At 63.0% G+C, this 21,487-nt stretch carries 21 protein-coding genes; 13 read left to right on the forward strand and 8 right to left on the reverse strand.

Going from position 1 to position 21,487, the window contains the following annotated elements; translation table 11 throughout:
- Window positions 1–50 precede the first annotated feature (50 nt).
- Window positions 51–560 (reverse strand): hypothetical protein, encoded by a 510-nt coding sequence (locus NYE40_RS07575; RefSeq protein ID WP_127464402.1) that lies wholly within the window; start codon window positions 558–560, stop codon window positions 51–53.
- Window positions 561–641: 81 nt separating this feature from the next.
- Entirely contained in the window at window positions 642–1,079 is a 438-nt protein-coding gene (locus NYE40_RS07580) for a DUF2621 domain-containing protein (protein ID WP_028599965.1), read from the reverse strand.
- A gap of 108 nt (window positions 1,080–1,187) precedes the next feature.
- On the opposite strand from NYE40_RS07580, the gene NYE40_RS07585 reads away from it, so the two are divergent.
- The 6 genes from NYE40_RS07585 (at window position 1,188) to NYE40_RS07610 (ending at window position 7,818) form a co-directional block, all read left to right on the forward strand.
- Entirely contained in the window at window positions 1,188–2,318 is a 1,131-nt protein-coding gene (locus tag NYE40_RS07585) for a deoxyribonuclease IV (protein WP_028599964.1), read from the forward strand.
- A gap of 217 nt (window positions 2,319–2,535) precedes the next feature.
- Window positions 2,536–3,435 (forward strand): formyltetrahydrofolate deformylase, encoded by a 900-nt coding sequence (gene purU / locus NYE40_RS07590; protein ID WP_028599963.1) that lies wholly within the window; start codon window positions 2,536–2,538, stop codon window positions 3,433–3,435.
- Between the two features lie 137 nt (window positions 3,436–3,572).
- Window positions 3,573–5,591, forward strand: coding sequence for a transketolase (gene tkt / locus NYE40_RS07595; RefSeq protein ID WP_028599962.1), 2,019 nt, complete (start codon window positions 3,573–3,575; stop codon window positions 5,589–5,591).
- Window positions 5,592–5,765: 174 nt separating this feature from the next.
- Complete coding sequence (locus NYE40_RS07600; RefSeq protein WP_028599961.1) at window positions 5,766–6,083, forward strand: pyrimidine/purine nucleoside phosphorylase; 318 nt, start codon at window positions 5,766–5,768, stop codon at window positions 6,081–6,083.
- 246 nt (window positions 6,084–6,329) lie between these two features.
- On the forward strand, window positions 6,330–6,863 hold the full coding sequence (locus NYE40_RS07605; protein WP_043111629.1) for a sigma-70 family RNA polymerase sigma factor: 534 nt from the start codon (window positions 6,330–6,332) through the stop codon (window positions 6,861–6,863).
- Window positions 6,853–7,818: a hypothetical protein gene (locus NYE40_RS07610; protein ID WP_028599959.1), complete on the forward strand. Its 966-nt coding sequence runs from the start codon at window positions 6,853–6,855 to the stop codon at window positions 7,816–7,818. Before NYE40_RS07605 ends, NYE40_RS07610 begins: the two co-directional genes overlap by 11 nt.
- A gap of 179 nt (window positions 7,819–7,997) precedes the next feature.
- On the opposite strand, the gene NYE40_RS07615 is transcribed toward NYE40_RS07610, so the two are convergent.
- Entirely contained in the window at window positions 7,998–8,933 is a 936-nt protein-coding gene (locus NYE40_RS07615) for an NAD(P)-dependent oxidoreductase (protein WP_127464401.1), read from the reverse strand.
- Between the two features lie 196 nt (window positions 8,934–9,129).
- On the opposite strand from NYE40_RS07615, the gene NYE40_RS07620 reads away from it, so the two are divergent.
- The 6 genes from NYE40_RS07620 (at window position 9,130) to NYE40_RS07645 (ending at window position 15,165) form a co-directional block, all read left to right on the forward strand.
- The gene (locus tag NYE40_RS07620) at window positions 9,130–10,479 is read left to right on the forward strand and encodes a glucose-6-phosphate isomerase (RefSeq protein WP_101808802.1); all 1,350 of its coding nucleotides are present in this window, start codon (window positions 9,130–9,132) and stop codon (window positions 10,477–10,479) included.
- A gap of 12 nt (window positions 10,480–10,491) precedes the next feature.
- Window positions 10,492–11,124: a YigZ family protein gene (locus NYE40_RS07625; RefSeq protein WP_339279721.1), complete on the forward strand. Its 633-nt coding sequence runs from the start codon at window positions 10,492–10,494 to the stop codon at window positions 11,122–11,124.
- A 280-nt stretch (window positions 11,125–11,404) separates the two neighbouring features.
- Window positions 11,405–12,220: a sulfate ABC transporter permease subunit CysT gene (gene cysT, locus NYE40_RS07630; protein ID WP_101809446.1), complete on the forward strand. Its 816-nt coding sequence runs from the start codon at window positions 11,405–11,407 to the stop codon at window positions 12,218–12,220.
- Window positions 12,217–13,014, forward strand: a complete 798-nt coding sequence (locus tag NYE40_RS07635) for a sulfate ABC transporter permease subunit (RefSeq protein ID WP_339279723.1) — start codon at window positions 12,217–12,219, stop codon at window positions 13,012–13,014. The genes cysT and NYE40_RS07635 overlap by 4 nt, the downstream gene beginning before the upstream one ends.
- A gap of 1 nt (window position 13,015) precedes the next feature.
- Window positions 13,016–14,080: an ABC transporter ATP-binding protein gene (locus tag NYE40_RS07640; protein WP_028599953.1), complete on the forward strand. Its 1,065-nt coding sequence runs from the start codon at window positions 13,016–13,018 to the stop codon at window positions 14,078–14,080.
- 11 nt (window positions 14,081–14,091) lie between these two features.
- Window positions 14,092–15,165 (forward strand): sulfate ABC transporter substrate-binding protein, encoded by a 1,074-nt coding sequence (locus NYE40_RS07645; protein ID WP_028599952.1) that lies wholly within the window; start codon window positions 14,092–14,094, stop codon window positions 15,163–15,165.
- Between the two features lie 129 nt (window positions 15,166–15,294).
- Here the strand turns inward: NYE40_RS07645 and NYE40_RS07650 are convergent, their stop codons facing one another.
- Window positions 15,295–16,089: a Cof-type HAD-IIB family hydrolase gene (locus NYE40_RS07650; RefSeq protein ID WP_339279726.1), complete on the reverse strand. Its 795-nt coding sequence runs from the start codon at window positions 16,087–16,089 to the stop codon at window positions 15,295–15,297.
- Window positions 16,090–16,267: 178 nt separating this feature from the next.
- Here NYE40_RS07650 and NYE40_RS07655 point away from each other — a divergent pair, with 178 nt between their 5' ends.
- Window positions 16,268–17,680: a S41 family peptidase gene (locus NYE40_RS07655; RefSeq protein WP_339279728.1), complete on the forward strand. Its 1,413-nt coding sequence runs from the start codon at window positions 16,268–16,270 to the stop codon at window positions 17,678–17,680.
- Window positions 17,681–17,791: 111 nt separating this feature from the next.
- Here the strand turns inward: NYE40_RS07655 and NYE40_RS07660 are convergent, their stop codons facing one another.
- The 4 genes from NYE40_RS07660 to map form a co-directional block, all read right to left on the reverse strand.
- On the reverse strand, window positions 17,792–18,886 hold the full coding sequence (locus NYE40_RS07660) for a HAMP domain-containing sensor histidine kinase (protein WP_244912784.1): 1,095 nt from the start codon (window positions 18,884–18,886) through the stop codon (window positions 17,792–17,794).
- Complete coding sequence (locus tag NYE40_RS07665; RefSeq protein ID WP_101808809.1) at window positions 18,876–19,565, reverse strand: response regulator transcription factor; 690 nt, start codon at window positions 19,563–19,565, stop codon at window positions 18,876–18,878. The genes NYE40_RS07660 and NYE40_RS07665 overlap by 11 nt, the downstream gene beginning before the upstream one ends.
- Complete coding sequence (locus NYE40_RS07670) at window positions 19,562–20,173, reverse strand: methyltransferase domain-containing protein (protein WP_101808810.1); 612 nt, start codon at window positions 20,171–20,173, stop codon at window positions 19,562–19,564. The genes NYE40_RS07665 and NYE40_RS07670 overlap by 4 nt, the downstream gene beginning before the upstream one ends.
- 562 nt (window positions 20,174–20,735) lie before the next feature.
- Window positions 20,736–21,485, reverse strand: coding sequence for a type I methionyl aminopeptidase (gene map, locus NYE40_RS07675; RefSeq protein ID WP_101808811.1), 750 nt, complete (start codon window positions 21,483–21,485; stop codon window positions 20,736–20,738).
- Window positions 21,486–21,487: the final 2 nt, after the last annotated feature.

Here is a 21,487-nt window from a genome sequence, read left to right on the forward strand (position 1 = left end):
CTCCTCCGTTCTTCGATCTGTTGCGTCTTAAGCGCCGACGGCGGCTCGCCTCAGGAAGCTTCCTTAATGGAGACGAGCCACGGCTGCTTGATCTTGCCGTCCGTGCCTCCGTCGACTTCCTTCACGATGTAGGTGTAATCGACGGTCGTTCCTTGATCGAACGCCTGCATCTGCTGGACAAGCTCGGAGCCGGCCTGGAATACGACGGTATCGGTATCGGTTTTGATCTCGACAGAATGGCCGTCCGCGAGGCCGTTGAACGTGCCGGACGCCTGCTGCTCCTGGGATTGCGTCACAGGATCGCCGCTGGAAGCGGCTTTTTCGGAGTTGCCGGGCGTTGGCGTCGCCTCGGCGACCGGCTCGCCGACGGAGTCGGGAGACACGTCGGACGAGCTGTCCACGATGCCGCTTCCTGTCGTCGCGTTGGCCGCGTTGTCCGCGGGCATTTCCTTCACGCCGCATCCTGCGGCGATCATCAGCATCGACATCAAGGCCAGGCTCGCGGGCGCGAGGCTGGCTTTTCTTTTGCCGCCGGAGCGGCGGGCTGTCATCAGGTTCATGGCAAGCACCTCCAAGGTCGTCTTTTCCTGTGCTTTTCCTTACCCGGACCAGCTGCCGGCCAATCTGCCGGCGACGGACGCTCAGCGGTTCAGGAGATGGGTGTAGGCGGAGTAGTCGATGCCCCGCTTGTCCAGGAACGTGACGAGGCTGCGGTAGTCCCGCTTGGGCGTCGCGCGGATGTAGCCTTCGATGCAATGGTTCCGCGTCACCTCGCTGGCGCCGCTCTCGACGGCGACTTGTCCGATCCGCGCCGCGATGGAGTGGCGGGCGATGTCGCGGAACGGACCGGGAACGGGCGAGACCAGCTCGTCGAGCAGCTCCTTGGAGTCGTCCGTCCACATGTCCCGGCTGCGCTCGACCCAATAGTTTTGCCAGTCGAGCTTGGACTTGCCGTCGCGTTTAGGCAGCACCTTGAGGAACTTGCGGAACATGAAGAAGCCTCCGACGGCCATCGAGCCGACCATGACGAAAGCCCAAAAAACGATGAAATACATGAACCAGTCTGGAATGTGGGGCATGAACGGTGTCACCTCACTCCAAATTATAGCCGATTCCTAGATTTATTTCGACGCACCTTGTAGAATAAGACTAATTGTTTTCACCACATCCGAAAGGGGCCACGAAGCATGCTCAAAATCGGTTCCCACGTCTCCTTCAGCGACAAGGGGCTCGTCACCGCCGCTCAGGAGGCCATCTCCTACGGCTCCAGCTCGTTCATGATCTACACCGGCGCGCCTCAGAACACGCGGCGCAAGCCGATCGAATCCTTATATATCGAAGAAGGCAAGCAGCTGATGGAAGGCGCCGGGATCGGCGAGATCGTCGTCCACGCTCCTTACATCATCAATCTCGGCTCTTATAAGGAAGACACGTTCGAGCTCGCCGTGCGCTTCCTGCAGGAGGAAATCCGCCGCACGCATGCGATCGGCGTCCGCAACATCGTGCTCCATCCAGGCGCGTACACCGACAAGGACGCGGAATTCGGCATCAACCGCATCGCGGAAGGACTGAACGAGGTGCTGTCCGGCGTCGAGGAGACCGACGTCAACATCGCGCTGGAGACGATGGCCGGCAAAGGCACGGAGATCGGCCGCACGTTCGAGGAGCTCGCCGCGATCATGGACAAGGTGTCGAACAACGATCGCCTGACCGTCTGCCTGGACACTTGCCACATGCACGACGCGGGGTACGACCTGGCGGGAGACCTGGACGGCGTGCTGCAGCAGTTCGACCGCATCGTCGGCCTTGACAAGGCGGCCGTCGTCCATGTGAACGATACGAAAAATCCGATCGGCTCCCACAAGGACCGCCATACGCCGATCGGCTCCGGCTGGCTCGGCTACGACGCGATCGAGCGGATCGTGCGGCACGAGGCGCTGGCCGGGCGTCCGTTCATCCTCGAGACGCCGTGGATCGGCAAGGATCCAAAGAAGCAGCGCCCGATGTATGAGGCGGAGATCGCGCTGCTGCGCGGAGACGGCCTGGAGCGGTTCGGCGAGCGCTTCTTCGACCAGCTGGAGCGGCTGCATCATTTCCTCGGCAAGCAGGACATCGACCGCCGCACGTACGTGCTGTCGGTATGGGATACGATCAAAAGCGACGCCAAGGCGCGCAAGGCCGATCCCCGCGAGCCGATGGAGCGGCTGTACGACCTCGTGCGCGAAGCGGGAGAGGACTTCCGCGATACGGCCGAGGAAGAGCTCAACCAGCTGATCACGTACTGGTTCGCCGGCAAGCAGGCGCTCGTCAACGCCTGATCGCAAACAAAGGCAGCAGCTTGCAAGCTCGTCATCCAGTCCGAAGACCTTGCTCGGCAGGCCCGGAGCCGTCCCATGCGGACGGGCTGGACCTGCCTCTCTTTCGGCCGCCCGCTTTAGCGCGGAGGCGTTATGCAGTTCGCTTGCGCTTCATGGCCGCCGCAGCGGCGGCATCTGCAAGCCCTTATTTTGAACATGGAAGGAAGAAACGACCCCTATGCCTCATTCCTATCAATCCCTCCAGCCCGGAGACGCGCCCTCATCCGGTCGCGCCCGCATGCTTATCTCCTGTCCGGACCGGCCGGGCATCGTCGCCGCTGTGTCCCAGTTCCTCTACGAGCACGGAGCCAACATCGTCCAATCCGATCAGTATACGATGAATCCCGAAGGCGGCATGTTCTTCATCCGCTTCGAGTTCGACCTGGCCGACATGGACGCCCAGCTGCCGGTGCTGCAGGAGGACTTCGGCCGCGTGGCGGACCGCTTCGAGATGAAGTGGCATACGTTCCGCGCGAGCCGCAAGAAACGCCTCGCGATCTTCGTCTCCAAGGAGGACCACTGCCTGCTGGAGCTGCTCTGGCAATGGCAGGCCGGCGATCTCGACGTCGAGATCGCGATGGTCATCAGCAATCACGACGACATGCGCGGGCTTGTCGAATCGTTCGGCATCCCTTACCACCATATCCCGATTACGCCCGACACCAAGGCGGAGGCGGAGCGCAAGCAGCTGGAGACGATCGGCCGCAGCGCCGACCTGATCGTGCTGGCTCGCTACATGCAGATCGTGTCGCCGAAGGTGATCGAGCAGTTTCCGAACCGCATCATCAACATCCACCACTCGTTCCTGCCGGCGTTCGTCGGCGGCAAGCCGTACGCCCAAGCCTACAACCGCGGCGTCAAGATCATCGGCGCGACCGCGCATTATGTGACCGAGGAGCTGGACGGAGGCCCGATCATCGAGCAGGACGTGCAGCGCGTCAGCCATCGCGACGACGTGCCGAGCCTCAAGCGGATCGGCCGCACGATCGAGCGCGTCGTCCTGGCGCGCGCGGTCAAATGGCATGCCGAGGACCGCATCCTCGTCCATCAGAACAAGACGGTCGTCTTCCACGGCTAGCCCTAGCGGCGCCATCATTCATGAAACCTTCATCCGGCCGCTCGGGCCGGATGATGGCATTTGCTCATGCGGCAGTGGTACAATATTTCACATGAAGCGACACGCTTGAACCGCCGAAACTAGGAGGAGATTCTTTCATGGCCATCAGCCAAGCTACGATTGACCAGCTTTCCGTTACGACGATCCGCACGCTTTCCATCGACGCGGTCGAAAAAGCCAACTCCGGCCACCCGGGCATGCCGATGGGCGCTGCGCCGATGGGCTACCAGCTGTTCGCCAAGACGATGACCCATAACCCTTCCAACCCGACCTGGATCAACCGCGACCGCTTCGTGCTGTCCGCAGGACACGGCTCGATGCTGCTGTACAGCCTGCTCCATCTGTCCGGGTACGATCTTTCCATCGACGACCTCAAGAGCTTCCGCCAGTGGGGCTCCAGAACGCCGGGCCACCCGGAATTCGGCCATACGGCAGGCGTCGACGCAACGACGGGACCGCTCGGCCAAGGCGTCGGCATGGCCGTCGGCATGGCGATGGCGGAAGCTCATCTCGGCGCCGTCTACAACCAGGACGGCCTCGAGCTGGTCGACCACTACACGTACGCAATCTGCGGCGACGGCGACCTTTCCGAGGGCATCTCCAATGAAGCCGCCTCGCTCGCCGGCCATCTGCAGCTCGGCAAGCTCATCATGCTGTACGATTCCAACGACATCTCGCTCGACGGCGAGCTCAGCCTGAGCTTCTCCGAAAATGTGGCCAAGCGCTTCGACGGCTACGGCTGGCAGGTGCTGCGCGTCGAGGACGGCAACGACTTGAACGCGCTGGCGGCGGCCATCGCCGCGGCCCAGGCCGAGAAGTCCAAGCCGACGCTGATCGAAGTGAAGACGATGATCGGCTTCGGCAGCCCGAACAAGGGCGGCAAGGGCGGCCATGGCGGCACGCACGGCTCCCCGCTCGGCGCCGAAGAGACGGTGCTGACCAAGAAGTTCTACGAGTGGGCTTCCGAAGAGCCGTTTTATGTGCCGGACGAAGTCCGCGCGCACTTCGCGGAAGTGAAGCAAAAAGGCGAGCAGGCCAATGCCGCATGGGACGAGAAGTTCGCCAAGTACGAGCAGGCGTATCCGGAGCTGGCCGCGCAGTTCAAGCGCTCCGTCAGCGGCGACCTGCCGGAAGGCTGGGACGCGGATCTGCCGTCCTACTCGCCGTCCGACAAGGCGGTCTCGACTCGCGTCGCTTCCGGCAACGCGCTGAACGGCCTCGCCAAGAACGTTCCTGCCCTGGCCGGCGGCTCCGCCGACCTGGAAAGCTCCACGATGACCCATCTCAAAGGCATCGACGTGTATAAGCCGGGCAACTATGCAGGCCGCAACATCTACTTCGGCATCCGCGAGTTCGGCATGGCCGCCGCGATGAACGGCATCGCGCTGCATGGCGGCATGAAGATTTTTGGAGGCACGTTCTTCGTCTTCACCGACTACCTGCGTCCGGCGGTACGGCTGGCGGCGCTCATGGGCCTGCCGGTCACCTACGTGCTGACGCATGACAGCATCGCGGTCGGCGAGGACGGCCCGACGCATGAGCCGGTCGAGCAGCTGGCGAGCATCCGCGTCATTCCGAACCTGACGGTCATCCGTCCGGCCGATGGCAACGAGACGTCCGCCGCGTGGGCGTACTCGCTCGAGAACAAGAAGAATCCGGTCGCGCTCGTGCTGACGCGCCAGAACCTGCCGATCCTCGAAGGCACGGCCGAGAACGCTCGCGAGGGCATCAAGCGCGGCGCCTACGTCATCTCCGACGCGCAGGGCGGCAAGCCGCAGGCGCAGCTGCTGGCGACCGGCTCCGAGGTGCAGCTGGCCGTCGCCGCCCAAAAGGCGCTCGCGGCCGAAGGCATTCAGGTCCGCGTCATCAGCATGCCGAGCTGGGATCTGTTCGACAGCCAGGACAAAGCGTACCGCGATTCCGTCCTGCTGCCGGACGTCAAAGCCCGTCTCGCGATCGAGATGGCGCATCCGTTCGGCTGGCATCGCTACACGGGAGACGGCGGCGCGGTGCTCGGCATCGATACGTTCGGCGCTTCCGCCCCTGGCGACCGCGTCATCAAGGAATACGGCTTCACGGTGGAGAACGTCGTCGCCAAGGTCAAAGAGCTGCTGTAAGCGGCAGACCTTTCCGTCGGCACGATCCCCCGGATATTCATGGAGATCAGCGGCGTTCCGCTGCAACATGCCGGAGAAGGCTCCCCGCCTTTTCCGGCTTTTTCTTGATCCATTGTTGTGGTATGCTAAAGCGGTAAAGAGTCGAACCACTACCACCCGAAGGAGCACGAATTCATGTCCCAATTCGAAAACGTCACCGCCGTCAAAAAGGCGAACATCTACTTCGACGGCAAGGTGACGAGCCGTACCGTCCTGTTCCCGGACGGAACGAAAAAAACGCTCGGCATCATGCTGCCCGGCGAATACGAGTTCGGTACCGACAGCAAGGAGATCATGGAGATTCTGGCCGGCGGCCTGAAGGTCCAGCTGCCGGGCAGCGAGGAATGGATCGCGATCGAAGGCGAAGGCGAGTTCACCGTGCCGGCAAATGCGAAGTTCAAGCTCGTCGTGAGCCGCGTGACGGATTATTGCTGCAGCTATATCCAAGAGTAGAAACGCCCTCATTTCCCTGATCTCTTCTGAAAACGAAGGCAGGCCGTCTACGGACGGCTTGCCTTTTTGGCGTTCGCTTAATTATTTTGGATTACGAGGGAACCTTTGGATATCGGGCCGAGTCTAAGCGACGAGGAGGTGAGGAGAATCGGCAAAGAGGGCACGGCAAGTCCTTACGCATGGCGAAAAGGCAATGACAGCCGGCTTCGCGCCAAGCCTGGCAACGAACCTCCATCCGAATCGGGCTTGAGCGAGTCGGAGCGGAATGAAGCAGAGAATCGAGAAAAGCTGGCCAAGCTGATGGACGAGCATGGCGACGCCGTATTCGGCTACGCGCTTGCCTTGACGAGGAGCCATGCGCTGGCAGGCGATGTTTCCCAGGAAACGTTCCTCAAGGCGTACCGTAGCCTGCACGGGTATCGAGGCCAGTCGTCCATGCGCACCTGGCTGTTCGCGATCGCGCGGAATACGGCGCTGAGCGAGTTGCGCTCCGCCTATTTTAGACGCATCATCTTGTTCGCCCGGGTTGACGGCGGAGGAAGCGCCTGTTCGGCAGAATCCTCCTATCTCGATGCGGCTGCGGCAGGAGAGCTGAGACAGATCGTGCTGAAGCTGCCGTTCAAGCTCAAGGAAGCGCTGCTGCTGGAGCTGGACCACGGTCTAAGCTTGAAGGAAATCGGAGCGACGCTGGAATTGTCCGTCGGCACGGTCAAGTCCCGCCTGAGCCGTGCCAGGCGCAAGGTAGAGAGCGAATGGAGGCGAAGGAACGATGAACAGTGACATTCCCGATTGGTATGGGGAAGCTGCCGACGGCGGCGCCTCGGGGCGGTTCACGGCGGAGATGAAGAAGCAGGTGCTCCGGCAAGCAGCCGATCGGCCATCAGCGCGGCGTCAGCCAAGCCTCTTTGCGGTCGCGGGAGCAGCTGCGCTGGCAGCGATGACAGCCTTGCTGGTGCTGCTGTCGGTTCAGCCGGATCTCATGCTTCAGCTGGAGAAGCGTTGGCAAGCAGACGGGAAGGCGCAGCCGCAGGCAGCCGCTTCCGAGGGCTCCGCCTCCTCTGCGGGCAAGCCCCTTCATTTTCAGGGCGGATTGGAAGAGACGGAAGTGGGCGCTGTCCTGAATGTCTTCATGCCGCATAGCGTCCAGCCCATCCCGCTGTCAGCCGTGAAGATCACGGAGGCTTCCGAGTGGCAGGAGGGAGCGAGGACGATCGCGTTCGAGCAGACGGTCAATGACTATACGAGCCGCGGGAACGGCTTTCAGCTGATGGGGGCGGGCGGAGAGCCGGAGGAGAGGGTTTTCGAGGTCGGCAAGCATGCTTCCAACGAGCTCGACATCGTACCGACCTCCTTTTATGGAGACTCTGCATTCAAGCTGGAAGGCAAATGCGGATGGGGCGAGGAAAAAAAGCCCTGCTCGCTCTGGATCGACCGTTCCCAGGAACAGATTCGCGTCTTTTTCCCTGTCGGGAAAAAGCTCGAGCAGGAGACGGATATCGATGGCGACGGGGAGCCGGAGCTGATCGTGACGGAACCATCCAACCGCATCATGATCTACAAACGCAATGTGGACGGAACTAAGGCGGCCAGCGTGCAGGATGCCCTGGACAGGTCCTCTACCTTCCGGCTGGAGCTGGATGAACGGACGGGAGCGATCACCGATCCGAGCACGGGGACGACTTACCGCTATGAAGCCGACGGCAAGGAGATCAGGCTGCTGCCCGAAAAGCCGTGACTTGCCTCGGCATGCATGGGACGCGCCTCCCCTCACATCTGGCCGACCGCTCGCTGCATGTCCGCATCGCGCATATCGTTTATTTCGAAGGGCCGCTGGCCTCCTATCGGTGAAAAGAAAAAGGGCTGAGCGCCTGATCCGGATGTCCGGACGGAGCGTTCAGCCCTTCGTCATGGCAATCAGCCGTTCTCCGGCCGTTCGCCGAGAGGCTGGCCGATCCACTGCTCGTACAGCTTGGCGACCGCGATCAGGTCCTCCTGGTCGTAGCCGGCCGCGCTGCCGGCCTGGAACAGGCTCTTGGCGGCTTCGAGCATCGGCGTCGGCACGTTCAGGCCGTCCGACAAGGAGGAGGCGAGCCGCAGGTCCTTGAGCATGAGCGCCAGCGAGAACTGCACGCTGTAGTCGCCCTCCAGCAGCTTGGACGACTTGAGCTCGGCCGCCTTGCTGCCGGCGCCGCCGGCGCGCACGACTTCGAGGAACTTGGCCGGCTCGAGGCCGCCGCTGACCGCGATCGACAAGCCCTCGGCCAGAGCCAGGTTGTTGATCGCGACGATGGCATTATGGCCGAGCTTGGCGACGGAGCCGCTGCCGGACGGGCCGAGATGCACGATTTTGGTGCCCATCGCGTCCAGCACGGGGCGGACGCGCTCCAGCAGTTCCGCTTCGCCGCCGGCCATGAAGACGAGGGTGCCGGATACGGCGGCCGGCTTGCTGCCCGTCACCGGGCAGTCGAGGAAGCCGCAGCCCGTCTCCGCCGCCGCGGACGCGAGCTCGCGCGCCAGCGCGGGGGAGATCGTGCTGTGGTCGATCAAAGCCGTCCCGGGACGCACGGCGGACAGGATGCCGCCCTCGCCGCGGTACAGCTCCCGCACGACATCGTCGTTGCTGAGCATCGTGATGACGACGTCGGCCGCGCGGACCGCCTCGGCCGGCGATCCGGCTTCCGCGGCCCCAAGCTCCTTGAGGTCCTCGGCCTTGCCCGGCGTACGGTTCCAGACGGCGACGGAAAAGCCTTTGCGGACGAGGTTGGCGGCCATCGGCGAGCCCATCGTGCCGAGGCCGATAAAAGCGATGGATAAAGTCATGCGAAACACCTGCTTTCTTCGAAAGTTCATCGAGCGCTGAAGCATCTCTTTCAGTCTACCATAGCGTTCGTGAAGCTTCCATGAAAGGGGTCTGGGGTTGCTTGTTTTCGCCAGCCGCATCCAGTATCCTTAGGACATGCCGCAAGGCGAACGGGACCGGCCCCGGCGGCCGGACGCGAGTATGGACGGGTGCTCTCACCCGAACTTGAAGGAGGCATTTTTCGTCATGAGCAAAACGATCCGCTTCGACTACAGCAAGGCGCTCGGATTCCTGGGCCAAAACGAGATCGACAACCTGGAGGGCCCGATCCGCCTGGCCCACGAGCAGCTTCATAACGGAACCGGAGCCGGTTCCGACTACCTCGGCTGGATCGACCTGCCGACCGCATACGACAAGGAAGAGTTCGCCCGCATCAAAAAGGCGGCGGACAAGATCCGCTCCGACTCCGAAGCGCTTGTCGTAATCGGCATCGGCGGCTCCTACCTCGGCGCGCGCGCCGCGATCGAGATGCTGTCGCATTCGTTCTACAACGTGCTGCCCAGCGGCGAGCGCAAAGGACCGCAGGTGTTCTTCGCCGGCAACAACATCAGCTCGACGTACGTGACGCATCTGCTGCAGGCGCTCGAGGGCAAGAACTGGTCGATCAACGTCATCTCCAAGTCCGGCACGACGACGGAGCCGGCGCTGGCGTTCCGCGTATTCCGCGAGCAGCTGGAGAAGAAATACGGCAAGGAAGAGGCGCGCGGCCGTATCTACGCGACGACGGACAAGGCCCGCGGCGCGCTCAAGAAGCTCGCGACGGAGGAAGGCTACGAGTCGTTCGTCATTCCGGACGACGTCGGCGGACGCTACTCCGTGCTGACGGCGGTCGGCCTGCTGCCGATCGCCGCGGCCGGCATCGACATCGACGCCATGATGCAGGGCGCGGCCGACGCTTCCAAGGAATATGCCAACCCGAACGTGGCGGAGAACGAGGCGTACCAGTACGCCGCGGCGCGCAACGCGCTGTACCGCAAGGGCAAGGCGACGGAGATCCTCGTCAACTACGAGCCGTCCCTGCACTTCGTCTCGGAGTGGTGGAAGCAGCTGTATGGCGAAAGCGAGGGCAAGGACCACAAGGGCATCTTCCCGGCGGCCGTCGACTTCTCCACCGACCTACACTCGATGGGCCAATTCATCCAGGAAGGCAACCGCAACCTGTTCGAGACGGTCATCCAGGTCGGAGAGCCGCTGGAGCAGATTACGATCGGCAGCGATCCGGACGATCTGGACGGCCTGAACTTCCTCGCCGGCAAGACGATGGACTTCGTCAACAAAAAGGCGTTCGAGGGCACGCTGCTCGCGCATACGGACGGCCAGGTGCCGAACCTCGTCGTGAACATCGCCGACCTGACGCCGTATACGTTCGGCTATCTCGTCTACTTCTTCGAGAAGGCATGCGGCATCAGCGGCTACCTGCTCGGCGTGAATCCGTTCGACCAGCCGGGCGTCGAGGCGTACAAGAAGAACATGTTCGCCCTGCTCGGCAAGCCCGGCTACGAGAAGGAGAAGGCCGAGCTGGAAGCCCGCCTGTAGGCGGACGGCTCGATGCTGGACCGCTACCGCACGCTCCGGGAGCCCGGCTCCAAGGAGATCGTCATCAAGAAGTCCCGCTTCATCGGCTACGGACGTCCGGTGGAGAGCGAGGCCGAGGCGATCGCGTTCATCGAGGAGATCAAGAAGCTCCACTGGAACGCGACGCACAACTGCTCGGCCTATGTCGTCGGCGAGCGGGACGAGCATCAAAAAGCGTCCGACGACGGCGAGCCGAGCGGCACCGCCGGCAAGCCGATTCTTGAGGTCATCAAGCATCAGGGCCTCAAAAACGTCGCGATCGTCGTCACCCGCTATTTCGGCGGCATCATGCTCGGCGCCGGCGGCTTGATCCGCGCCTACACGGACGGCGCTGTCGCCGCCATCGAGGCGGCCGGCGCGATCACGAACGTGCTGCATCGCGAGATTGCCGTCGAGGTCGACTATACCTGGTACGGCAAGCTGGAAAACGAGCTGCATGCCCGCGGCGTGCTTGTCGGCGGCGTCGACTTCACCGACCGCGTCGTCGTCCGCTGCCTGCCGCCAGCCGCCGAGTCGGATCGCTTCATCGACTGGATGACCGACCTGACCCAGGGACAGGCCGCAATTTCCGCAGGCGAGACGATCTATGTCGCGCTCGAGGACTGACCGGCCGTCCCGCGCTTGAATTCATGCATCGGGCGGCGCTCGTTGCGCCGTCCTCCCCATAAGCTGTTCCCCGTCTGCCCGCAGGCGAGGGAGCGGCTTTTTTGCGTCGGGCCGGAAAGCGGCCTTATTCCGAGTAAACCGACCTTTTTCGCATTGACGGAATCGCGGTGACTCTGGTACAGTAGCGTTAATACCAAGTAACTTAATGGGAATATTGAAATCCGATTAGCGCAAAGAATCGTACCTTCGTGGGCACGAGCTTAGGAGGTTGTCCGGCAACGTGAACATCAGGCTTCGCAGCAGCTGGTGGAGCTTCGGCTTTCGATCGGCGATCCTGCTCTACTTCTTTCTTCTTGTCATTCTTCCGATCTTCGGCATCTACGTCCAGTCGTTCTCGCTCGGCTGGGGCGCCTTCGCCGACAGCGTGGCGGATCCGATCGCCTGGAAGGCGGTGCTGCTGACGGTCCGGCTGGCCGTGCTTGCGGCGCTCATCAACGTCGCGCTCGGCACGATGATCGGCTGGGTGCTCATCCGCTACCGCTTTCCCGGGCGCAGGCTGCTGGGCAGCCTGGTCGACCTGCCGTTCGCCCTGCCGACCGCCGTCGGCGGCCTCATGATCCTGCTGCTGCTCGGTCCGAACAGCTGGGCGGGGCTCGCCGCGGAGAAGCTCGGCTTCGAGATCGTCTTCCACGAGCCGGCCATCGTCATCGCGATGGTGTTCGTCACGTTCCCGTTCGTCATCCGCGGCGTGCAGCCGCTGCTGGAGGAGATGGACGCCTCCGAGGAGGAGGCGGCCTACACGATGGGCGCTTCCCGGCCGCGCACCTTCTTCCGGGTCATCCTGCCGACGATGCTGCCCGGCATCGTCAGCGGCGGCATGCTGGCGTTCTCGCGGGCGCTCGCGGAGTTCGGCGCGGTCGTGCTCGTCGCCGGCAACATTCCCGGCCGCACGCTCGTCGCCTCGGTGTACATCTTCGGCCAGATCGAGAGCGACGACACCCAGGCGGCCGCGGCGGTATCGGTGCTGCTGCTGACGCTCAGCTTCCTCATCCTGTGGGGTATCAACCTCGTGCAGGGAAGGAGGAAGCGCACATGAGAAGGCTGTGGATCGGACTGACCTATGCGGTCTTCGCGCTGCTGATCGTCGTGCCGCTCGTCAAGATCGCGACAGGCTCCCTCGAGGACGGCGTCTCTGGCCTGCTGGACGCGCTGCTGCGCCCGGAGGCGCTCCATGCGCTCATGATGACCGGCATCATCGTCGTGTTCGTCACGCTCATCAACACCGTCTTCGGCGTCATGCTGGCCATCTACCTCGTGCGGGCCGCGTGGCTGCATCCGCGGATCAAGGGGCTGCTCAACAGCATCGTCGACCTGCCCTACGCCGTCTCGCCGGTCATCGGCGGCCTCATGATCGTGCTGCTTGTCGGACCGGACACGGCGCTCGGAGCGCTGCTCGAAGGGGCGGGCATCAAGATCGTCTACGCCCTGCCGGGCATGGTCATCGCGACACTGTTCGTCACGTTCCCGCTCATGGTGCGCGAGGTGATGCCGGTGCTGCAGGAGATCGGGAGCCAGCAGGAGGAGGCCGCGACGATGCTCGGCGCGTACTCGTGGTACACGTTCTGGAAAGTCACCTGGCCGTCGATCCGCTGGGGCGTCATCTACGGCGTCGTGCTGACGGTCGCCCGCACGCTCGGCGAGTTCGGAGCCGTGCTCGTCGTCTCCGGCAACATCATGAACCTGACGCAGACGGCGACGACGCTCGTCTATCAGGATGTAGAGAACTTCAACGTACTGGCCGCGAACGGCGTGGCGCTCGTGCTGGCGGCATTTTCCGTCGGGCTGCTGCTGCTGATGGAATGGGCGAAAAAGCGAAAGGAAGTGCATTGACATGCATATCGAGGTCAAGGGGCTGAGCAAGTCGTTCGGCGATTTCAAGGCGGTCCAGGACGTAAGCTTCGGCATCAAGAAAGGCCATCTGATCGGCCTGCTCGGACCGAGCGGCGGCGGCAAGACGTCGATCCTGCGCATGCTCGCGGGATTGGAGGCTCCGACCGCCGGCGACATCCTTTTCCACGGCAAGCGCGTCAACGACCTGCCGCCGCAGGAGCGGGGCATCGGCTTCGTCTTCCAGAACTATGCGCTGTTCAAGCATATGACCGTGTTCGAGAACGTCGCCTTTGGCCTCAAGGTCAAGAAGCTGCCCAAGGATGCGATCCGCGAGCGCGTGCAGAGCCTGATCGAGCTGACCGGGCTCAAAGGCTTCGAGCATCGCTATCCGGCCCAGCTGTCCGGCGGCCAGCGCCAGCGGGTGGCGTTCGCCCGCGCGCTCGCGCCGGAGCCGCAGCTGCTGCTGCTCGACGAGCCGTTCGCGGCGATCGACGCCAAGATCCGCTCCGAGCTGCGCACATGGCTCAAGGAGATGATCGAGCGCGTCGGCATCACGTCGATCTTCGTCACGCATGACCAGGACGAGGCGATCGAGGTCGCCGACGAGATCATGATCATCAGCAAGGGCCGCCTGGAGCAGAAGGGCACGCCTTGGGAGATATACAAAAATCCGGAGACGCAGTTCGTCGCCGAATTCATCGGCGAGTCGACGACGGTGGACAACGTCGCCGCGCTGCACGGCTTCGAGGAAGCGGCCGCCTGGACCGGCACGAGAGGCCTCATCCGTCCGGAGTACATCGAGATCGGCAAGCCGGGCGAGATTACGCTCGCCTCGGCGACGATGCGCGGCGTCGTGCGTCATATCCATTTCCGCGGCAGCGAGTGGATGGTCGAGCTCGAGATCGGCGACATCCGCCTCATCACCTACCGCTCGCTGGAGAAGGATGTGCTGAAGCCGGGCGATCCGGTCGACATCCTCATCCACCGCGCCTATCTGTTCAACGAATCCGACAGCTGGATCATGGAGAACAAGCTCAAAGTCGATCCGATGCCTGTCATCATCTAAGGGAGAATGCGATGCCAACGAATCGGACCCGAACCCCTTCCCTTCGCAGGGCGGGCGGGATAGCCGGCAGCCTGCTGCTTCTGCTGGGACTGCTGAGCGGATGCTCCGGATCGGCCGCCCCGAAGGCCGATCCGGCGGCTGCGCAAGGAGATGTGACGCTCGTCATCGGCGCCTACTCGGTCGTCAAGGACGTGTTCGCCGAGCTGCTGCCGAGGTTCAAGGAGCAATGGAAGGAGCAGACCGGACAGACGGTCGTCTTTCAGGAGTCGTACGAGGCGTCGGGCACGCAGGCGCGCGCGATCATCGGCGGCTTCGAGGCCGACGTCGCCGTGCTGGCGATGGAGGGCGACCTGCAGCGCATCCGCGACGCAGGGCTGATCGAGCATGACTGGCGGGAGGGGCCTTACCGGGGCAACATCACGACGTCGATCGCCGTCATCGGCACGCGCGCCGGCAACCCGCTCGGCATCCGCGGCTGGGAGGATCTGATGAAGCCCGGCGTCAAGGTGCTCTATCCGAATCCGCAGACGAGCGGCGGCGCCCAGTGGGACATCAACGCCATCTACGGGGCGGGGCTCAAGCAATCGGAGCGCGAGACGGGCCAAAAGGATCCGGCCTACGCGAAGGGCTACCTGGAGCGCGTGCATGCGAACATCGAGTCGCTCGACAAAAGCGGGCGCGCGTCGATGGCCGCGTTCGAGTATGGCGTGGGCGACGCGATCGTCACCTACGAGAACGAGCTGCTCGCCCGGATCGCCAAGGGCGTCGACTACGACATCGTCATCCCGGACGATACGATCCTGATCGAGAATCCGGCGGCCGTCGTCGACCGCAACGTCGACAAGCGCGGGACGCGCGAGGTGGCGGAGGCGTTCCTGGAATTCCTGCGCAGCGAGGAGACGCAGCGGTATCTGGGCACCCAGGGCTTCCGTCCCGTCGAGCCGCAGGCCGCAGCGGAGGCGGCAGCGAGCTATACGACTCCGCCCGGCTTGTTCGACATCCATTACCTCGGAGGCTGGCCGCAGGTCAAAAAAGAGCTGTACTCCAAGCGCGGCATCTGGTATCAGGTGCTGGCCGGCATCTGATCGCCATGGCCCCGGGCCTGGCTTGCAGAGCCCAGCCCGAGGCGAGGCTCGAACCCGCTGAACCCGCAAAAAATCCAGGCCAGCCGGAACGATTCCGGCTGGCCTGGATTTTTCATTTGCCGAAGCCTATCAGCTCAAGATGAACTTCTCCACGACATGGGCGACCCCGTCCTCGTTGTTGGACAGCGTGACGTAATCGGCCAGCTCCTTGAGCGCGGGCTGCGCGTTGGCCATGGCGACGCCGAGGCCGGCCTCCATCAGCATCTCGCGGTCGTTCCAGGCGTCGCCCATGGCGATCGTCTCGTCCAGCGAGCAGCCGACATGCTCGGCCATGAAGCGCAGCGCATGGCCCTTGGTGCCTTCCTTGTGCATGAACTCCAGGTAATGCGGCTTGGACTTGGTGATGTGCATGCGGCTGCCGAGCAGCGGCTGCAGCTCCGCGGCGATGCGATCGAGCAGCGCCGGCTCGTCGATGACGAGCATCTTGAGCAGCGACCGGCTCAGCAGCGAGCCGAAGTCCGGCTCGACGACATAAGGAATATTGGACTGGCGCGCGTAGGCCTTGACCTTGTCGTTGTCCTCGCGCACGTACAGCCGGTCGTCCACGTACAGCTGCAGATGCAGTCCCCTTTCCGTGCAGAAGCGGTCCAGCTCGGCCGCCGCATCGGCCGGCACATAGCGCTCATAGAGCACCTGGCCGTCCAGCAGCGTCTTCACGAGCGAGCCCTGGTACGTGATGATCGGCACGTTGAGCGCCAGTCCCTCGGCGACCTGGCGGGCGGAGGCGAACATCCTTCCCGTCGCGAGCGTCACCGTCACGCCGCGCTCCAGAGCGGCGGCCAGGGCGTCGCGCGTCGCGGGCGTCACCTCCAGATCGTCGTTCAGCAGCGTGTCGTCCACATCGATTGCAATCAGCTTGTACATCGGTTTCTCTCCTGTCTCTATTCGGCCGGGCCGCGAGCTTGATCCCTCTCATTGTACCGGACGCCGGCGCAGGGCGACAAGCCGCGCCGAGCCGGCAAAATTGAACGCGCCTGCCAAATGAGATAAAGTGAAGGGATACAGAAACTGAGGCCTTCGGGCGGAAGCGGAGAGATCAGTCATGAGAGAGCGCGGAACGGCCGCTAGGCAGCGGCTGGCGACATGGTGCGTACTGGGAGCGGCGGCGGCGCTGATCGTCGGCTTCGGAGCGGGCAGGATATCGATGCTCGTCCAATACCCGGTGCTGAAGGAGAAGGTTTTCGCCAATTTCAACGCCTCCTATAAGGAAATCAACAAGGACTTCCTGTTCGGAGCCGAGCCGGAGGCGCTGCTGAACGGAGCGACCAAGGGCATGCTCGCTTCGCTCGACGATCCGTATTCGGTCTACTTGCCGGGCAGCGAGGGCCAGGACTTCGTCCAGAGCTACCAGCCGGAGTTCGTCGGCATCGGCGTGCAGGTGCGGCAGGAGGAGGGGCGTTATCTGGTCGATACCGTCATCAAGGATACGCCGGCCGAGAAGGGCGGCCTGCTGACCGGGGACGAGATCGTCCAGGTCGACGGGACTCCGGTCAAGGGCATCAGCATGGACAAGCTGGTCGCGCTGCTCCGAGGCGAGGAGGGCACGAAGGTCAAGGTGACGCTCGCCAGATCCGACGGGCCGCAGCTGACCGTAGAGCTGACGCGGGCGCCGATCCCGGTGACGACGGTGACGCATGAGCTGCTGGAGGACGGCGTCGGCCGGATTACGATCTCGCGCTTCGCGGAGTCGACGGCCAAGGAGTTCGAGACGTCGCTCAAGGCGCTGCAGGACAAGGGCATGAGCCGGCTCGTGCTCGACCTCCGCTCCAATCCGGGCGGACTGCTGACGCCGACGATCGAGATCGCGAACCGGCTCGTTCCGAAGGACAAGCTCATCCTCGAGGTCGATTACAAGGACGACAAGAAGGTGCAGAAGTACTACTCCAAGCAGAAGACGAAGCTCGAGCTGCCGATCGCGGTACTCGTCAACGGCCAGACCGCCAGCGCCGGCGAGGTGCTCGCCGCGGCGCTGAAGGAATCGGCCGGAGCAACGGTCGTCGGCATGACGACTTTCGGCAAGGGGATCGTGCAGAGCTTCGGCCAGTTCAACGACAAGTCCGTGCTCAAGCTGACCGAGGCGCAGTGGAAGACGCCGAGCGGCCAGTCGATCCACAAAAAAGGCGTCGAGCCGGACGTCAAGGTGGACCTGCCGTCCTATGCGACGCTGCCGATGCTGCCGGCGGGCGAGGAGAGCAAGCAGGGCGACTACGGCGATTACGTCAAGACGCTGCAGACGATGCTGCAGGCGCTCGGCTATCCGGCGGCCCCGCTTCCGGGCGTGTTCGGCAAGCAGACGGCGGAGGCCGTGCGCAGCTTCCAGCGGGACAACGGTCTGGAGGCGACAGGCGTCGTCGGCGACAAGACGTCCCACGCGATAATGGCCAAGCTGCGCGACAAGCTGCAGCAGGAAGATCCGCAGATGAAGGCGGCGCTCAAGGCCGCGAGCGGCAGCTGAGGCGCCTCGGAAGCCATGAAAAAACACGTCCCTCGGGACGTGTTTTTTTCATGGCCAAGCGGTTTTGCACGGATGCATCTAGCCGACTTGTCCGTAGCGGCAGGCTCAGGTTCAGAGCGTCTTGAAACGGGGGTCTTTTCCCCTCGGCAATCGGAGCTCGAAGGCAAAGAAGCCCCGTTGATGCTTCAGTGCGATGTCCCCGCCGTGCTGCTGCGCGATGCTCCGGGCGATGGAGAGGCCGAGGCCCGCTCCGGCTTGGATGCGCGGGGTGCTGCGGGAGTCGTCGGCTTTGTAGAAGCGGTCGAACAGATGCTTTTCCTGCTCCTCCGTGATCGGCTCGCCCCGATTCTCCACGATCACCGAGATGAAGCCGTCTTCTTCCTTCAACCGAATCCTGATCGTACCGGGCTTGAGCGAGAACTTCAGCGCGTTCATGAGCAGATTCTCGACCGCTCGGACGAATTTCTCGATATCGATGGTGGCGGACGCTTCAGCCTGGCCAAGCGAGGAGGCAAGCTCCACGCGGTTCTCTTTGGCGATAGGCTCGAATTCGAACGCCATCTGTTCCAAGAGGTCCCTGATGCTGACCTTCTGCAGGCGCAGAGGCACGGCTCCTCCTGAAAGACGCGTATACTCGAACAGATCGTCGATAAGCGACTTCAAGTAAACGGCTTTGCTGTAGGTATTGTCGATGAACCGCTGCTGCTCGTCGGCGTCCCGGTACGATCGGCTCCGCAGCAGGTCCACATAGCCGATGATGCTGGTCAGCGGCGTGCGCAGATCATGCGAGATGCCTGTAATCAGCTCCATCTTGGACTGTTCCAGCTGCCGTTCCTTGCTGATCTGCGCTTCCAGCCGCTGCGCCATGGCATTGATGCCGGATGCGACGCGTCCCAGCTCATCCTCCCGGTCCATCGAGATGCGCACGCTCAAGCCGCCCTCTGCCATCCGCTCGATGCCCTGGGAAATGGCGGTGAAGTCCCGGATGATCCGTTTCGTCATGAGGTGGAAGCTGATCATGAAGGAGGAGACCAGAACGATCATCGTAATATAGTTGTACTTGTATCCGTTCGACAGGCTATTGACTTTGAAAGATACGGCGATGCCGACCGCGAGCGCGATGACGAGGCTTAGCCCGACCGTCCAGAGCAGGTTCATGCGGAACGTCCGGCGACCGAGAAAGCGGGACCAGAAGCTATTTTTCAACTTTGTATCCTACTCCCCATACCGTCTTGATGTAGCGCGGCTTGCGCGGATCATCCTCCAGCTTCTCGCGCAGGTTGCGGATGTGAACCATGACCGTATTTTCGGAATGTCCGGACGGCTCGTTCCAGACCCGTTCGTAGATCCGGTTCGCGCTGAACACTTGCCCGGGATGCGAGAGAAGCAGCTCCAGGATGGCGAATTCCAGCGGAGTGACGGCGATGTCCCTGCCTGACAGCGTGACGGCATGCCGGTCCTTGTCGACGGACAGCTCCTGCGCGGTCAGCACGGAAGAGCTGGACGCATCCTTGGCCAGGAACGTCTGCCGGCGCAGCTGCGCCTTGACCCGCGCCAGCAGCTCCAGCGGGCTGAACGGCTTCGTGACGTAATCGTCCGCCCCGGTCGAAAGCCCGTTGATCTTATCAATGTCCTCTTCCTTGGCGGAAAGCATGATGATCGGCGTCATGGAAGTCTCCCGGATCCGGATGCAGGTCTGGATGCCGTTCAGGACCGGCATCATGACGTCGAGGATGATGACCCCCACTTCATTGGTTTTCAGCAGCTCCAGCGCTTGTCGTCCGTCAGCGGCCTCGAGCACCTCGAAGCCTTCGTTGCGCAGATAGACGTGGATGACGTCGCGGATTTCCGAATCGTCATCGACGACCAGGATTCGGTTGCTCATTCGCTTTCCCCCGCTCTCTTATCCGAATCCGGGAGATTCTCTTCCTTCCGGCAGACATAGACGAATGCGGGCGGAAAGTTGCGGAGCTCGAATTCGATCCGATCCATGGCGAACAGGCTGCCGAGCGGCTTGCGCATTTGAAGCGAGTACTGGAACGCGATCAGCCAGCCGCCCGGCCTCAGCGCCTGGAAGCATTGGTCCAGGAGAGCCTTGCGCATCTGCCGGGGAAAGTTGAAGAAAGGCAGGCCGCTCAGGATGGCGTCCAACGATGCGATGCCGGCCTGCGCCATCGCGAAATCGAGGCGGCCGGCATCCTCGAATACGCGATAATCCGGGAACCGCCGTGCCAGACGCTCCCGCATCCCCTTCTCCTTCTCGAACAGCAGCACCTGCGCGGAAGGCTTGGACCGCTGCGAAATTTCTCGCGTAATCGCGCCTGTTCCCGCTCCGAGTTCCGCGATGGCCGCGATTTCTTCCCACGGCACGGCTTCCGCCATCTTGCGGGCCAGGAAGCGGGAGCTCGGCACGAGACTCCCGACTTGTTTCGGCGATTCAAAGAATTGCTGCATGAAATGCAGCGTCTGCTGATATCCGCTTAGTTCGCTCATAGGCAACTTCCCCTTTCGCGTATCGTTCTCATTTTCCGGCCTGTCCATCCGCCATCCGCGCCGCGCCGCAGCGGTCCGACGCAGCTTCCGGAGCACGAAAATCAGCGCTAGGACGAGGATCGCGATCGCTGCCGTTTCCGCATGGATGCGGGCGGACAGGCTCAGAAGGTATCTCCTGCCGCGTAGCCAATCGAAAACATCAGACCCGTCCAGACGGCGGCGCTGGCATAGGACCACAAGGCGAATTCGCCATAGGATCGGCCGCTGGCGCCGGCAGGTCGGCGCTGATCATCCGTCATCCCTCCCGAATGCTTCAATCGGCCTCTTCCGGGCTCGACGAGACTCATCTTACCGAAGAGTTCTTAGAAACGAACGGAGAGCTTTCTGAAGAATTTCTGAGCTCTACGTCAGGGGAGAGCCAGGCGCTTGCGGCGGCAGCACAAAAAGAGCCGCGCGACGCGCGGCTCCCTGATCGGGCATATTTCCTTAGCTGATTGCATTCCGTTGCACGCTGGACACGCCGGTTGACGGCTTGCTCGGGTGGAGCGGGATGCCGGACGGATCATTGCTCGGTCAGGACGATCGGCCCGCCCTCCACGATCGCGATCGTATGCTCGAACTGCGCGGAGCGCTTGCCGTCCATCGTCCTGCAGGTCCAGCCGTCGGTCTCGATGAACATCTCGAGCTTGCCCTCGTTGATCATCGGCTCGATCGTCAGCACCATGCCTTCCTTGAGGCGGAAGCCCTTGCCCGGCTTGCCGACGTGGGAGAAGTTCGGCTCCTCGTGCAGCTGCCGCCCGACGCCGTGGCCGAGCAGGTCGCGCACGACCGAGAATCCGTTCTGCTCGGCATGCTTCTGCAGCGCGTGCATGACGTCGCCGATGCGGTTGCCCGGCTGGGCGAGGGAGACGCCGATGTCGAGGCATTCCTTGGTCACCTGCATCAGCTTGCGCGAGCTCTCGGGCAGCGTGCCGACCGCGTACGTCCAGGCGGAGTCGGCGATCCAGCCGTCCGCCTGGGCGACGATGTCGATCGTCGCCAGGTCGCCGTCCGCGAGCGGCGCGTCGCTCGGGAAGCCGTGCGCGATGACGTCGTTGACGGAGGCGCAGGTCGCGTATTTATAGCCGTTGTAGCCGATGGTATAGGGGATCGCGTCCTGGCTGCGGATGTAGGCGTCGACCATCCGCTCGATCTCCATCGTCGTCACGCCGGGGCGGATCATGGCGCCGATGCGGCGATGGCACTCGGCGACGATACGGCCGGCCCGGCGCATCTGCTCGATTTCTTCTGGCGTTCGGATCGGTATGGACATGG

The sequence above is a fragment of the Paenibacillus sp. FSL W8-1187 genome, from assembly GCF_037965485.1.
Lineage (GTDB): Bacteria > Bacillota > Bacilli > Paenibacillales > Paenibacillaceae > Paenibacillus_O > Paenibacillus_O pasadenensis.